This window comes from Sphingobacterium sp. ML3W (genome assembly GCF_029542085.1).
Taxonomy (GTDB): domain Bacteria; phylum Bacteroidota; class Bacteroidia; order Sphingobacteriales; family Sphingobacteriaceae; genus Sphingobacterium.
The window spans coordinates 470,842-485,956 of record NZ_CP107036.1; the positions used below are offsets into that span (position 1 = coordinate 470,842).

At 39.4% G+C, this 15,115-nt stretch carries 13 protein-coding genes; 8 read left to right on the plus strand and 5 right to left on the minus strand.

The window, feature by feature from the left end; all coding sequences use genetic code 11:
- The first annotated feature begins 191 nt into the window (after positions 1–191).
- Positions 192–857 (plus strand): DUF2625 domain-containing protein, encoded by a 666-nt coding sequence (locus tag OGI71_RS01945; RefSeq protein ID WP_282253621.1) that lies wholly within the window; start codon positions 192–194, stop codon positions 855–857.
- A 5-nt stretch (positions 858–862) separates the two neighbouring features.
- Here OGI71_RS01945 and OGI71_RS01950 read toward each other — a convergent pair whose 3' ends face one another.
- The 3 genes from OGI71_RS01950 to OGI71_RS01960 all read right to left on the minus strand — a co-directional run bounded on the left by OGI71_RS01950 (position 863) and on the right by OGI71_RS01960 (position 4,642).
- Entirely contained in the window at positions 863–1,708 is an 846-nt protein-coding gene (locus tag OGI71_RS01950; protein WP_282253622.1) for a hypothetical protein, read from the minus strand.
- Between the two features lie 319 nt (positions 1,709–2,027).
- Positions 2,028–3,338 (minus strand): NYN domain-containing protein, encoded by a 1,311-nt coding sequence (locus tag OGI71_RS01955; RefSeq protein WP_282253623.1) that lies wholly within the window; start codon positions 3,336–3,338, stop codon positions 2,028–2,030.
- Between the two features lie 425 nt (positions 3,339–3,763).
- Positions 3,764–4,642, minus strand: coding sequence for an AraC family transcriptional regulator (locus tag OGI71_RS01960; protein ID WP_282253624.1), 879 nt, complete (start codon positions 4,640–4,642; stop codon positions 3,764–3,766).
- Positions 4,643–4,705: 63 nt separating this feature from the next.
- Between OGI71_RS01960 and OGI71_RS01965 the strand changes: the two genes are divergently transcribed.
- Positions 4,706–5,914, plus strand: a complete 1,209-nt coding sequence (locus tag OGI71_RS01965) for an MFS transporter (RefSeq protein WP_282253625.1) — start codon at positions 4,706–4,708, stop codon at positions 5,912–5,914.
- Between the two features lie 123 nt (positions 5,915–6,037).
- Here the strand turns inward: OGI71_RS01965 and OGI71_RS01970 are convergent, their stop codons facing one another.
- Entirely contained in the window at positions 6,038–7,897 is a 1,860-nt protein-coding gene (locus OGI71_RS01970) for a CocE/NonD family hydrolase (protein WP_282253626.1), read from the minus strand.
- Positions 7,898–8,451: 554 nt separating this feature from the next.
- Between OGI71_RS01970 and OGI71_RS01975 the strand changes: the two genes are divergently transcribed.
- From OGI71_RS01975 to OGI71_RS02000, 6 genes are all read left to right on the plus strand, one after another.
- Positions 8,452–9,780: an inositol-3-phosphate synthase gene (locus tag OGI71_RS01975; RefSeq protein ID WP_282253627.1), complete on the plus strand. Its 1,329-nt coding sequence runs from the start codon at positions 8,452–8,454 to the stop codon at positions 9,778–9,780.
- Between the two features lie 199 nt (positions 9,781–9,979).
- The gene (locus OGI71_RS01980; protein ID WP_282253628.1) at positions 9,980–10,720 is read left to right on the plus strand and encodes an NTP transferase domain-containing protein; all 741 of its coding nucleotides are present in this window, start codon (positions 9,980–9,982) and stop codon (positions 10,718–10,720) included.
- A 13-nt stretch (positions 10,721–10,733) separates the two neighbouring features.
- Positions 10,734–11,618 (plus strand): hypothetical protein, encoded by an 885-nt coding sequence (locus OGI71_RS01985; RefSeq protein ID WP_282253629.1) that lies wholly within the window; start codon positions 10,734–10,736, stop codon positions 11,616–11,618.
- Positions 11,599–12,552 carry a CDP-alcohol phosphatidyltransferase family protein gene (locus tag OGI71_RS01990; RefSeq protein WP_282253630.1) on the plus strand — a complete coding sequence of 318 codons (954 nt, stop codon included), beginning with the start codon at positions 11,599–11,601 and terminating at the stop codon, positions 12,550–12,552. The genes OGI71_RS01985 and OGI71_RS01990 overlap by 20 nt, the downstream gene beginning before the upstream one ends.
- Positions 12,542–13,531 carry a lysylphosphatidylglycerol synthase transmembrane domain-containing protein gene (locus tag OGI71_RS01995; protein ID WP_282253631.1) on the plus strand — a complete coding sequence of 330 codons (990 nt, stop codon included), beginning with the start codon at positions 12,542–12,544 and terminating at the stop codon, positions 13,529–13,531. Before OGI71_RS01990 ends, OGI71_RS01995 begins: the two co-directional genes overlap by 11 nt.
- Before the next feature lie 2 nt (positions 13,532–13,533).
- Complete coding sequence (locus tag OGI71_RS02000) at positions 13,534–14,241, plus strand: HAD family hydrolase (protein ID WP_282253632.1); 708 nt, start codon at positions 13,534–13,536, stop codon at positions 14,239–14,241.
- Here the strand turns inward: OGI71_RS02000 and OGI71_RS02005 are convergent, their stop codons facing one another.
- The gene (locus OGI71_RS02005) at positions 14,242–15,114 is read right to left on the minus strand and encodes a helix-turn-helix domain-containing protein (RefSeq protein WP_282253633.1); all 873 of its coding nucleotides are present in this window, start codon (positions 15,112–15,114) and stop codon (positions 14,242–14,244) included. It lies immediately after the preceding gene.
- Between the last annotated feature and the right edge of the window lies 1 nt (position 15,115).

Below are 15,115 nucleotides of genomic sequence, written 5' to 3' on the forward strand. Positions count from 1 at the left end.
GGTCCTTATGTTTTGTGCGTAAAGTAACGGTTAAATCCTGTTTTGGACTTTAGGTCATGAACTTATGTGATTTGGATGACAGGAAGAATTGTGGTAATTTCGGCAATTCAAGATGCGTTGCTTTACTTTCTATAACAGATGAGGTGGTAAAGGAGGTAAATACAGTTTGTTTTGAATATAAAGCACAAGGAATGAAGAGTTTAAATGAGTTGATTAATCCGACAGATTCAGGATGGAGTCTGGTCGAAGAATGGATGAAGGAAGCAAACAATTCTTATGAGGTACTGCCCAGAAATCCAAAACGTGCAGATGAAGAGTTACTACGAGCTCAAATTACCACAAAATCACCAATGGGTGCTATTATTCATCAAACCGGTGGAATACTCATCGATGGTGGATGGCTCCGAATCCTAGGCTCGGGTTCTGCTAAATTAAATCGAGGTATTATGGAGTGGAACAAAGGGAAGAGCTTTGACAAAGAAGGAGAGAAAGGTGGTTTTTTGTTAATTGCCGATGATGTTTTGGGGGGCTATTTTGCGATTAATGCTGGAGCTTTGGGCGAGAGCATAGGACAGGTCTATTATTTTGCACAGGATACCTTGCAATGGGAAAGTTTGGAGTGCGGCTATTCTGATTTTATTTATTGGACATTGAAGGGTGACATCCGTCAATTTTATGAAACATTTAAATGGAAGGAATGGGTTGAAGATATACAAAAATTGGATGGAAATCAGGTGTTTTCATTTTACCCTTTTCTATGGACAGCAGAAGCGCGTGATCTGCGCAAGGTTGATAGAAAGATAGTTTCTATTGACGAAAACTACCATTTCACGATGGAGTTTGCGGGTGGAAGATAAACCTGTTACCAGTTGGTGATCAACAGGTTCTTTGCCGCACGGAGACTACATTTCTGATATTTTGAATAGGCTTTTGCTGCTTTTTCCTGAATTTGTTCGTTGCTTTCTCCGTTTATATACCCTGTTAGTGCATCATGGAGACTGTAGGCTTCTGGACACATCAAATGGCTTGTCCAGAGAATAGGGTTTACAGTTTCTTTATCTATATGAGGTGCAAAATACTTTTTACTATAACAAGCGAGGATAATCGCATTTCGCTTTTGGCGGTCAGTGTTTTTGAAACGCTGGTCTAGCTCGAAATCCATAAGACCATCATGTCCGATATATGCATTGAGTTTTGCATTACCGGCTATTCCGATAATCTTGTTGTCTACTTGCAGTGTATCTTTTAGTTGGCCATGCAAGCCTCGGAGAAAGTCAACTGTACATAGCTTGATCTCTTTGCCATCATAGGCATCCGCAACAAGGTAATAGTTTTCAGACTTGTGTTTATAGACCAAACGCTCGAGGATCGCGCCTTTTCCCTTATCCTTTTTTACAAGTTTCCAATCTTTACTGCGATTGAAATAAGTTTTCATACCATATTCGCAGCCCCAATAGAGGTTGTTGGCCGGATCCTGACCGTTACCGATTGCTTTGGGAACAGGTACGATTCCCTGATAGGTGTTATCACATAATGCAACAAGTACATGGATAGTACGTGTTGTGGAATCATAAGGCAGGACTACTGTGCTGTTATTTTGACTATTCGACGGTTGGGCTGAATCTACTGTGCTACGCTGTCCACATGCGAGAAGGACGAGGGTACTACCTAGTACCCATATATAATTGAAAACCTTTTTTATCTCCATTGTATTAAACAAGAATGAATGATCTTATTTGTCGGGAAATCAGATCCGACATTTAATCCGCCTTGGATTCTTTTATCAGGGTCATCATCCTTAAATAATGTCCAAGGTCAGTCTGAATATAAACAAATATAGCTGGAAAATAGGAGTGATATACTCCTTGTTTTCAGGGAATTTTAATCTGCTGTGGGGATCAGACGCTTCTGATACAATAGATACATGAGCTCGCATATGATCTTGTATAATTTTAAGTACCGATTGAACAATTACATTAGGTTCAATCGGTACTTAAAGAGGTTTTCCTGTCTATCCAACCGTAAATTTAGCGGGATTGATTTTGGAGTGTATAGGTCTGCTCGTTGAGTTTCGTAATTTCTAGCTGGATACCTTCTGCTAGCCCAATTAGGGTTGCGGCCTCTTTGCCCAGTTTAAGGACATGGAATCCACGGCCACGGTAAGTGAAATTGCATTCATACTCATTGGAATCAATAACGATCCGGAGCTTTTGTGATTTTGCAGGAAATAAAGGCTTAAAATCTTTGGTAATTCTGATTTGCGATTTTTTTGCATCATCCGCTGTAATTTTATTTCCTGCTGCTGGAAATAACATACGATTGGGAGAATCATTTTGAGCTATGTTTTCAACTACTTGTTGTTCATCTTTCTGTTGAACTGCTGCAACCTCTTTCGGAGGATTTTCCGTTGCCACTGTATCTTGAGGCTTTTTATTTTGGCGGCCTTTTTTTCGTGCATTTTGATTCGCAGGTTTTGTCGAAACTTCCTGCGATTTTGCATCAGTGGTTGATACTGTTTTTTTGTCTTCAGCTGTTGGTGAAGGGACGACGGCAGATAAAGGTCGCTTGATAATATTTCGAATGTAATAATGTTTTATTCTCGATTTGTCCGTATTACGTTCTTCAATTTCAAAATCTTCTGTATAGGCTTTAAAAAGGTGGGACATCTTATCGTAACCATAATTTCGCGCATCAAAATCTGGTTTTCTTTTATTGAAAAGACTGCCAATTTCCCCTAAAAATGCCCATCCATTTTCATCTGCGGTGTCATCAACAGTGTCTTTTAATAATTCCAGTGTCTCTTCGTCAAGCACTGCTATGCTGGTTGGATTGTCAACAGGTGCCGGTTTGGGTTGATTTTGCTGTTTTTTCTTTGTATTAGATTCCTTCTTTGGATTCTTTTCAAAGATTTCAACATAAATAAATTTGTCGCAAGAGGCAATGAAAGGCTTCGGCGTTTTTTTCTCTCCAATACCGATAACCAACTTGCCCGATTCTCTTAGACGGGTTGCCAATCTTGTAAAATCGCTGTCACTCGATACAATACAGAAGCCATCAACCCTGTCGGAATGCAGGATGTCCATCGCGTCGATAATAAGAGCTGAGTCGGTGGAGTTTTTACCTTGGGTATAGCTGTACTGCTGGATGGGGGTTATCGCATGGGTGAGGAGTTTGTCCTTCCATTTTTCGACATAAGGATTGGTCCAGTCACCGTAGATCCGTTTGATCGTCGGGATACCATAGCGTTTGACTTCATTCAGAATCTCTTCGATCTTTCGATAAGAAACATTATCCGCATCGATTAATATTGCGATTTGTAAATCCCCATGCTCTGCCATATGTGTTTATTTATATTTTCGATGTATTTTTGTGTTTACGTTGCGAATAGGATTCTCCTATTTTTGAACATATGGTTAAAAATACACTATTGTTGAAGAATTATTGAATTTTTTAAGAATTTAATTTGAATCATGATTTTCTGAGAGGTGCTATCTTGAAAGATTTCCTGTCATATTGTATAGATAAGATTATAACAGTATCATCCGTCAAAGCAAAATCAAATAGGATTTAATATGGAGTATAAGGACAAAAAAAAGGTTTTCAAACGGGGAGAATGAAAACCTTAAATAACCAATTATAAACCTAAATTATGATACAACAAAGATAGTGTGTATTTTACACATATGCAAATATTGCTTGTTTTTTTTAATGGGCCGATTGTATTTTGTAGCTAGAAAGCTACAAAGGCTTTCTTGTTATGTTGTTAATGCTCAATAAAAGCAGAAGGCCGATATCCCATGACGGCATAGAAACTATTTGTAAAAGCCTGTACGCTTTGGTACCCAACTTTGTAGGCAATCTGGGATATTGTCAGTTCACCCGTGCTTAATAACTCAAGACTTTTAATTATCCGTAGCAATTGCTGGTATTTGACCAGTGTCATTCCTGTTTCCTTTTTAAATAATCGTTCGATAGTGCGCAGGGAAAGATTGGATAATAACGCAATTTCTTCCATCTTAATAGGATGGGTATAGTGGTCGTGTAGGTGATTTAATACTGTCTGTAATCTATTTTCACTTGGCAGCGTAATTTCTAGATGCAATAAGCGGGATCCGAAGGCGGGGAGTTCGTTAAGGAGTGCACGAAGGAAAATTTTTTCATGTTCATTTTCTTCAGTCAATTTTGACCATTTTTCGGCATATAGGATCATCTCTCTCAACACCTTCGGAGCAGCGAATATTTGAACCTTTTCGAAAAATGGATCTTCCTGCTCAATATCGAAAAAGAGGATCATTAATTTGATACTCTCGGAATGTGAATTGGTCTTATGTAAAGCATTTGAGGGAACCCATGCTACATGATTCTGGGGGAGTAGGTACATTTTTCCCTCAACGGTGAGGTATTGAAAACCTTGCTCGACGTAAATCAACTGCGCCTTGAGATGCGTATGTAACGCATCGTCGTGAACCCAATTTTCTTCGAACCAGACAAAATTAGATTTTTTTATATTATCAATTGTTTCAATATGATTGGAACAGCCCATGTCGTTATGAATTAAATCAATGGCAAATTTAATTAAATAACTGAATATATCTTTGCAACAAATCATCTTGTAGGTGTAGTCATCATTCGATAATACCATATACTAGCGGAAGTATTCACTCGCTAAACATTGGCTGTTATACCCAAGAAATAAATAATTTATATGAATAAGAATATGCAAAAATCAAATACTGTTTCCTGGAGCTGGTTGTCTGTATTGGTTGTTATTTTAGTTTCAACGAATCTGAGATCGCCGATTACGGCTGTAGGGCCTGTTTTGGGGCAAATCAGTGACTATCTTACATTGGATAGCTTTCAAAGTAGTTTATTGACTGCGATTCCTCTTTTTATGTTTGCAAGTTGTTCGGTCCTGGTGAGTAGGTATTCCCACGTTCAGGCTATGCATCGTTTTTTGTTGTTTGGATTGATTGTCCTTGCTGTGGGAATCATTGTGAGGGTATGGGGTGGTACAGCCTCTTTGTTTGTAGGATCCGTCATGATCGGCTTAGGAATCTGTGTGGGTAATGTCGTAGCTCCAGGGTATATTAAGACCAGTTTTCCCAATAATATCGGACTGATGACTGGCGTTTTTGCTGTAGCAATGAACTTGACAGCAGCATTCGCATCAGGCTTTAGTCTACGTCTGGGTGAGTGGACTGGCTTTGGATGGAGAGGTTCTTTGGGCGTGTGGGTGGTCTTGGCGATACTATCTATTATTGCTGTTTTTTTTGATCAGTTATGCGGGCAGAAAAGTATTATTCCTGAGCAGAAAAAGCACGTGCAGACTGGGATTGGACATATTTTTAAATCCAGATTGGCTTGGTATATCAGTATATTTATGGGGATTCAGTCATTGATTTATTATAGTTTGATTTCCTGGTTGCCCAAGGTATTGGTTGATTACGGAATGGCTGCCAAAGACACCGGTTGGTTGTTGTTTTTGATCCAGATTGCGATGATCCCTATTATGTTTGTCGGGCCTATTATTGCACACCGAATGAAAGATCAGCGACTGATGGCTGTTGCTGTTGCGGTGGGTATGCTGGGCAGCATTTTGATCTTCTTTTTATATAAGCTAGATGGGATCTATATTGCAGCCATTTTATTAGGGCTTTCCAACGGCCTGTCTTTTAGTCTTTCTATTCTCTTTTTTAGTTTAAGGGCAAAATCGACAGCGAATGCAATCAAAATTTCGGGAATGGCGCAATCAGTCGGGTATTTGATTGCTGCATTCGGCCCGCCGATTTTTGGAAAATTGCATGAGATAGACTCATCCTGGAACTACTCTTTTTATTTTCTTGCGGCTAGTATTGTCCTGTTATTATTGACAGGAATAAAAGCGGCGGAAAATAAATTCGTGGAAGAATCTTAATAAGGTATACAATATTTGGTAAATGCTAGCAGCCCCGTTATTTTAAAATAACGGGGCTGCTGTCTATGTGAATAGCTTACTCCCGAACCACTTGTTGATATTGTCAAGTTAATTCACCTCTGTCTAATTTTTTAGGATGTCAAATTCGATATAGGTCGCATTATTGACATCATGGAAAATGCGCTGTGTTGCTTTACGGAAGTCGGTTTTGGTCGCTGTATAGGGTTCCATAAATACCTGTGGATTCCGTTCCGCCAATGGGAACCAGGAATTTTGTACCTGAACCATGATACGATGTCCTTTTTTAAAGGTGTGGGCAACATCAGGCATCACAAAATCTACTTTTTCCACGAGACCGGGTGTCAATGCCTGTGGTTTGTCAAAGCCGTTTCTGTATTTTCCAGCCATGATTTCACCTCTGACCATCATTTGGTATCCCGCCATTGTTTTTCCTTCAAAACTGGGGGCATCATTGGGATAAACGTCGATGAGTTTAACAACGTAATCCGCATCAGTGCCTGTTGATGATACTTTAAGAAAGTTTTTGATCGGGCCGACAATGGTAATGTCCTCGGTCAAAGCTGCTGTTTGATAGACCATGACATCGGGGCGGTTGGCCGCAAAGCGTTGATCGTCGACCATGTACTCGCGTGTACGGTTTTGGATGAGTCCGCCTTGATGCGGAACAGGTTTGTTGGGGTCCGTTACATATTCATCCCATGAATCCGTGCGTTGGACTTTCTCAAAACCAAGTTTGCCCTGTGGCTGAAAATAAAGTCTTTTTGTCTCGACATTTTTGGGCGGCCATTGTTCAAATTGCTTCCATTCATTACTCCCTGAAATAAAGATATTAGCCTCGGCAGCAGAGAATTTACCTTCTTCTTTTAAGTAGTGACTGAAAAAGGGCTGTTCAAATTTTTCCTGATAGGTGATACTTGTTTTTTTATCAAATTGAATGTCGCCCAAATAATCTCCTGCGGCGCGAACCCATCCGCCGTGATACCAGGGACCCGCAACCAAAATCGAATTATTTGTTTTGCTTTTCTCTTCAATAGACTGATAGGTTTTAAATGTTCCATAGGCATCTTCGGCATCAAAAAAACCACCAACAACCATGACAGCAGGTTTGACATCTTGCAGGTAATTGGTGATGACACGTGATTTCCAAAACTCATCGTAGTTGGGATGCTTAAAGAGGTCATTCCAGAATTTGACCGAATCGCCAAAATACTTTTCTTTGAGCTCTTTGGCGGTTCCGCCTTCAAGGAAAAAATTATATTTATCGACCTCGTTGATCTGAATGTTACTTTTGAATTGATCGGGGGTAATCGGTTTTGGACGTGGCACACCAAATGTTGACATAAATGTGAAGGCATCTTGCAGGAATAATACACCATTGTGGTGAAAATCATCCCCAATAAACCAATCGGTCACCGGAGCCTGTGGCGAAACAGCTTTGAGGCTGGGGTGGGTCTTGACGAGTCCCACTGTGGAGTAGAAACCGGGGTAGGAAATCCCATAGAGGCCCGCTTTTCCATTGTAGTTTTTTACATTTTTCTGCAGCCACTCTAAAGCGTCGTAGGTGTCCGTGCTCTCGTCGATCGCTTTTTTATCTTTACCCGGATTTGTTGGACGAACATCTTCAAAATCACCTTCACTCATCCATTTTCCGCGGACATCCTGATAGACAAAGATATAGCCGTCCCGCATCATCGACGGAAAGTTTCCCAAACTTTTCTTGTACTCTTTTTGGCCATAAGGCCCCACTGTGTAGGGTGTTCGGTTTAATAAAATTGGATATTTCTTGGATTTATCTTTGGGGCTATAGATCACGGTAAACAATTTCTTGCCATCTCGCATCGGAACCGTTACTTCGGTTTTCTCATAATAATCCCGAACATAAGCGGAATCTGTGGCAGTCTGTGCATGGAGCTGGCTCCCGGTTAATAATGCTAAAGCCAGAAACGAAATGGTAGTTTTCATTGAAATAATTATTTAGGAATGTTGATTTTTCATGGTTTACATAAAGTTCTTACACTCGTCTTTTTTTAATGGTTTATGGAGTTATCATGAGCGGAGTATTCTCGGTTTGTTAGCTGACTGGAGCTCATGACGGTCTCATCAATTATCAGTCTAAAGGTAACGCTCCCGAAGATATTTTCCAATTTTATTGTCATATTTATATAGAATAGAAAAAGAAAAATTGACCAATTTTTTAGAAAGAATAACTTTTTTCGAATTGTATTTGGATTAGTTTTTTAATGTTAATATATTGAGTTAAATTAGTTATGATTATATTTTGTTTTCGTAGGTATAATCAAATGCCTTATATTTCAGCGAGATGGACGATGTTGGCTTGGGGTGCTTATTCATTTCATCTCGTTTCTTTTGCCTTCGAATAGGCATCGAAATAGCAATTGTCATGATTTTATAAATAAAGTGACGATGGATATGAAATATGTTTTTTTAAGCTAATTTTAAGAATTATTTTATCATAAAACATCAATTAAATAACAATTTAAGTATATAGAATTAATATGGGACAACAAGTGAAAGATGCCAATGGTAAATTGGGTATTCTTATTCCGGGATTGGGTGCTGTGGCAACAACATTGATCGCTGGTGTGGCATCTATAAACAAAGGTTTTTCAAAACCAATTGGATCTGTTTCTCAATTGAGCAGAATCCGTTTAGGTAAGCGCACGGAGAATAGAAATCCTTTAATCAAGGATTTCGTCCCTTTGGCAAAATTGGAAGATGTCGTTTTTGGTGGTTGGGACGTATATGAAGATAACGTATATGAAGCTGCTTCAAAAGCACAGGTATTAGAACAAGGCCAACTTGATGCTGTAAAAGCTGAATTGGAAGCAATTCAACCAATGAAAGCTGTGTTTGACCGGAATTTTGTAAAAAATTTAGATGGCACGTACATCAAATCAGAGAAAACACGTCGCGAGTTGGCTGATGCCGTACAACGTGATATCCGTGAATTTAAAGAAAAAAACGGCTTAGACCGTGTCGTATTAGTATGGTGTGGTTCTACTGAACGTTATATTGAAACAAACGAAGCTTTCTCAACAATTGCAAAATTAGAAGAGGCTTTGGATAATGACGATCAACGCATTCCACCGAGCATGATCTATTGTTATGCAGCTATAAAAGAAGGTGCCCCTTATGTTAATGGCGCACCAAACTTAACATGTGACGTTCCTGCGATCGTTGAATTAGCCCACGAATATGGTGTTGCGATTGCTGGAAAAGATTTCAAAACAGGTCAAACATTAATGAAAACAATTGTTGCTCCTGGTCTTCAGGCAAGAGCGCTTGGCGTTGAAGGTTGGTTCTCAACAAATATTTTAGGTAACCGTGATGGATTGGTATTGGATGATCCTGAAAACTTCAAAACTAAAGAAGTTTCTAAATTATCTGTATTGGAAGAGATCTTAGATGCGAAAAAGAACCCTGAACTATACGGTGATTTATACCATAAGGTACGTATCAATTATTACCCACCTCACGGTGATAATAAAGAATCTTGGGATAACATCGATATCTTTGGTTGGTTAGGTTACAAAATGCAAATTAAGATTAATTTCTTATGTCGAGATTCAATTTTAGCAGCTCCGGTTGCGTTGGATTTGGCATTATTTATTGATTTGGCGCAACGTGCTGGCATGTCAGGTATCCAAGAATGGTTGTCCTTCTACTTGAAATCCCCACAAACTGCACCAGGTTTACCTCCTGAGCATGATATCTTCAAACAATTAATGAAGTTGCAAAATACTTTGCGTCATATTATGGGTGAGGATTTGATTACGCACTTGGGATTAGATTATTACCAAGAACTAGTAGACAGTATTCAATAAATTACCTTTATAAAAAGGGGAACAATTGCTTCAGGTAATTCTTCCCCTTTTTCTTCGGAACAATTAGTGCATAAACTTGCATAACCCGCTCTATTTAGAGATGGTGGAGGGGGCTGTCGAGTAGTTGTCCGGAAAATAATCCGCTGTCAATTTTTGCGTTTGCGAACGTTAAGATCGTGACAGGGGTTTTACTTTTTTAATGAATGATTTTATTTTGCAATTAGAAGGAATGGAATTTGCTATCATTGCGGCGGGAGAAGGATCTCGATTGCGAAAAGAAGGCTTTAATTTGCCTAAGCCCCTGCTACCTTTACATGGTGTTCCATTAATTGAACGATTGATTCGTGTCTTTGCTAAAGAAGGTGCGCAGCAAGTGCATGTTATTATCAACAGACAATCACCTGAATTGAAGACATTTTTAACGCATACAGCATTCGAGCTTCCTATCGTCCTGATCGAGGAGGATACACCGAGCTCCCTGCATAGTTTTGCCTTATTGGTCGAAAGCAATCCAGATTGGACCTCCTGTTGTCTGACAACCACAGATACTGTTTTTAGACCTCATGAATTTCACGAATACCTAACAGCTTTCCAGCAAAGGGAAAATGCTGACGCTTTTATGGCTGTTACACCATTTGTCGATGACGAGAGTCCGCTTTATGTGAATACAGACCAGGAGCTAAACGTGGAAGCATTTTTAGATCAGGCTACAGCGGAAACAAAATTTGTATCAGGGGGTATTTACTGCTTTCGTAAAGCGGCAATGAACTGTGCATTAAGTTCCGTTGCGGCAGGAAATTCCAGAATGCGTAACTTTCAACGTGCGCTTTTGGAAGATGATTTACATGTTGAAGCATTTGTGTTTGAAAAAGTAGTAGATATCGACCACTTGAAAGACCGTATTGTAGCGGAACAATTTTTGAGTGAGGAAGTTAGTTAGTAAAATGAGCGAAATGATTTCTATTTTAGGCGTGACGCGTAAAAACCGTTTTTCTCCCAATCATGTGGGGAATGATGCTGCAATATTTAACGAAGTTGTGCTAAAATTGACCGAGCAAGGTGCGTCAGTTGAAATTTGTAATGAGGACGAATTCTTAGCTTTGGATTCCATCAAACAAGAGAATGTTCTGACAATGGGAAGAACAAAGACGTTGGTTAAGAAGTTGCAATCTCTTCAAAATAATGGGGTTAATGTATTGAACTCAGGTTTCGGTATTGAAAGCTGTTTTCGAAAAAATATGACGCTTAAGTTGTTGGAAGGGGGGATTCCCTATCCGAAGAGTATCGTCATTTCAACGGTCGCAGACATACAGGCTATTTTTGAAAAACTGAAAGGAAAGGGTGTCTGGATCAAACGTGGTGACTTCCATGCAATCCATAAAGAAGATGTTACTTTTGCCGCTAGTCTCAAAGAAGCTCAGCATATCCTAAATGAATATGCGCTCCGGGGGATTAAAGAGGCCGTTATCTCCGAGCATCTGGCAGGAGATCTATTAAAGTTTTATGCGGTTAGGGATACCGATTTCTTTTTTTACTTTTATCCCTATGAACATAATCATCATAAGTACGATTTGTACGAACAGATCAATGATGAAGTTGTCCATTTTCCATTTGATTTGGCTAATTTAAAGCAAGTAGCCAACCGTGCAGCAGAAGTGCTGGATGTCCATATCTATGGCGGTGATGTGATTATTGATGCAAATGGAGATTTTCATATTATTGACCTAAATGATTGGCCCAGTTTTGCCCCTTGTCGAGCACAAGCAGCTGAAGCCATTGCGCAAATGGTTTACCATAAATTTACTGAAAAGAACCACAATGCAGAGAGAACAAGTTAATGTAATCGAAGAAGAGAATTTGAGTGCATTCGAACAATCTTTAAAATCCAATGATACAGAGGAGAAAATAGATATTTGGTTTTATAGACCGATTGGTTTTCGTATTGCACAAGTATGTGCTAAAATTGGGATTACACCCAATGCTGTGACAATTATAAGTATTTTCTTTGGTGTTGCGGCAGGTATTCTATTTTATTACCAAGATCTCTGGATTAATGTGATCGGGATGCTGTTGTTGGTTTTCGCAAATTCTTTGGATAGTGCGGATGGACAATTGGCTCGGATGACAGATAATAAGAGTCGCTTTGGTCGTATTTTGGACGGATTTGCTGGCGATTTTTGGTTTGCTTCCATTCATATTGCCATTTGTTTGCGCAGTATCAACGAAGGCTGGTCGGAATGGTTGTGGGTATTTTGTATCGTTGCCGGGGTGTCTCATATGTTGCAATCTGCAATGGCTGACTATTACAGAAATGTTCACCTCTTTTTTATCAAAGGTAAGGCAGGAAGTGAATTGGATAATACGCGTGATTTGAAAGTTGATTACGACGCCTTAACCTGGCGGAAGAATTTTTTTAGCAAGTTTGTGTTGAATGGCTATATGGGCTATACCCGAAATCAAGAAAAGCTATCACCAAAATTGCAAAAGTTATTGCATATCGTCAAATCCCGATACAAAGATGATTTGCCCCAACAATTGATGTTTGATTTCAGAATGAAAAATAAACCCTTGATGAAATACACCAACATTGTGCAGTTCAATACACGGGTAATCTTCCTTTTTGTTTGGTTATTTATTGGTCAACCGTGGATTTACTTTTTCTTTGATATGTTTGTTTTAAACCCAATCTTAATCTATATGTGTAATAGACAGGAAAAGGTAAGTGGTTATTTTGTTGATAAATTAACAAACGATCCAACTTATGGGGAGTAAAATCTATAAAGTACTCTTTATGCTGATTGGTATAGGCACTTTGGCCTATATGATTCATGCAATGGGGGTTCAGGAGATTTGGACAAATCTAGAGAAAATTGGTTGGTGGTTTTTGCCGGTATTGGGTAGCTGGGCTATTCTTTATTGGATGAATGCCATGGCTTTCAAAGCGATTATTCAGGAGCCGCAATTGCCGCAGACCAATGTTCCTTTTTGGAAAGTATTGCAATTGACTGTGTCTGGTTATGCCATTAATTACATTACGCCATTTGTGGCACTGGGGGGAGAGCCTTACCGCATTATTGAACTGAAAAATTATGTTGGTGGTTCAAAAGCAGGTTCATCCGTTCTGTTATATGGTGTTATGCACATTCTATCCCATATATTATTTTGGGTGGTATCAGTTTTCCTGATTCTCTGGTTTGTACCAGCGAGTACCATGGTTGATGTTGCCTGTGCCGTCATTTTTGTCATGGCTATTGTATGCACCTGGTTGTTTACAAAATTCTATAAAAAAGGAATTACAGTTTCTTTATTAAAAACCCTGTCGCGCTTGCCCTTAGTTGGAAAGAAAATAAATAATCTGCTGGAGGCAAAGTTCGAAACGCTGAATGATGTTGACCAGCAGGTGAAAAATCTATTTCAAAATCGTAGAGACCGATTTTATATAGCTCTCTTCTGGGAATTTGTTGCCCGGGTAGTGGGCTGTTTTGAGATCTATTTTATCGGCCTGGCATTGGATATCAACATCGATTTTATTGATGCGATGATCATTAGTTCCGGATCCTCTCTATTTGCTAATTTGGTGTTTTTCTTCCCAATGCAATTGGGGACTCGTGAGGGTGGATTGGCGATGGCAGTGATGAGCATAGGCTTGCCTGCTTCAGTAGGTATTTTTATGGGGATTGTGACAAGGATCAGAGAGATTGTCTGGATTATGATTGGTTTAGGTTGGATGAGTTTAGTTAAAAAGAAATAGCAATGGATAAGTTTATAATTAAGGGAGTCATTTTTGATTACGGTGGTACATTAGATACGAATGGTGGACATTGGGGAGCAGTGATATGGTCCGGTTACGAAAAATATCAAGTCCCGGTTAACCTGAATTCCTTTCAAGAAGCCTATGCCTACGCCGAACGTCAAATGGCGATTCAGCCGATTATCAAGCCAGATTTTAATTTCCTGGAAGTACTTGAAGCGAAATTGAAAGTACAGTTTGAGTATCTTATTGCCGCCGGCTATGATCTGGATATGCAATTAGCTGATAAAATCGCATTTGATGGTTATTCGCTTGCCAAAGATACTGTTGCTCAAGTAAAACCATTATTGGCTATTCTGGGCGATCAATATCCCATTGTGATGGTATCCAACTTCTATGGAAATCTAAAAGCTGTGTTGGCTGATTTCGGAATTTTATCATATTTTAAAGCAGTTGTCGAGTCAGCGGTAGTGGGGGTACGTAAGCCAGATCCTGCAATTTATGCACTTGGTGTCGAGACGATGGGTTTACCCGCTACAGAGATCTTAGTCGTGGGAGATTCCTATAGTAAGGACATGGCTCCAGCAAAGGCTGTCGGTTGTCAGACGCTATGGCTGAAAGGACAGACTTGGGGAGAAGATAAACTACAGGATACTTCTGCCGCGGATAAACAATTTAGTACCATCTTTGATCTCAAGGATTTTGTTTAATCAGGCTTTTTGACGAAATTCTTTAGGCGATATGCCTACATATCGCTTAAAGAATTTTCCAAAAAAAGACTGATCTGAAAAATGTAACTGTTTCGCGATTTCTCCGATCGAAAACCCCTGATGGAGCAAACATTTAGCCTCTTCCACCAAAACATTCTGAATCAATTCTATTGCTGGCTTTCCGGTGAGCTCTTTCGTGATCACTGAGAGGTGTTTGGGTGTAATACCTAATTCTGAAGCGTAAAACTGTACCATATGTTCCCGACGGAAAGATTGTTTTAATTGCAAGTAGAAATTGGCCAATATTTCTCTTTTCCGTGAAGGTACCACGGGAATATTTTTTATATTTTGGCTGGCTAAACGTGCGATTTCACAAAACAACACTTCCGTCAATGACTTGATAATCTGCGGCTTGAAAATATAGTCCCCACCTTGCTTGTCGTAATGAATAAACTGCTTGAATAGGTTGGACAGGTTTGCGGCATCTGGTGTCGAAAGTGAAAAAATGTGATTGTTATTCAATGCGAGCGACTTTTTTGTGAAGTCAAAAAAGTCTTTTTGAAGTTCCAATTTAAACGTAAAATCTATACTAAAGAAAATCAAATAGACTTCACAGTCCCAAGATTTGGTGACAGATGCTCCATTGACTTTCGACGAGGGATGAGTCAAGAGCAGGTGATGCTGTCCAACTTGTACCCGTTCGTCATTTATAATAAAAGAGGTTTCCCCCTTTTTTATTAGGCAGAGTGAATAAAGGCTCTTGTTCGCCAATATATGTTGTTGCTGTGGGCTGAAGACTGGTTTGGATTTGTTTCCCTTGATGTGAAAAGCGAAAAAATCTCTGTTGTCATCGAATTTATCAATGGGTGACATG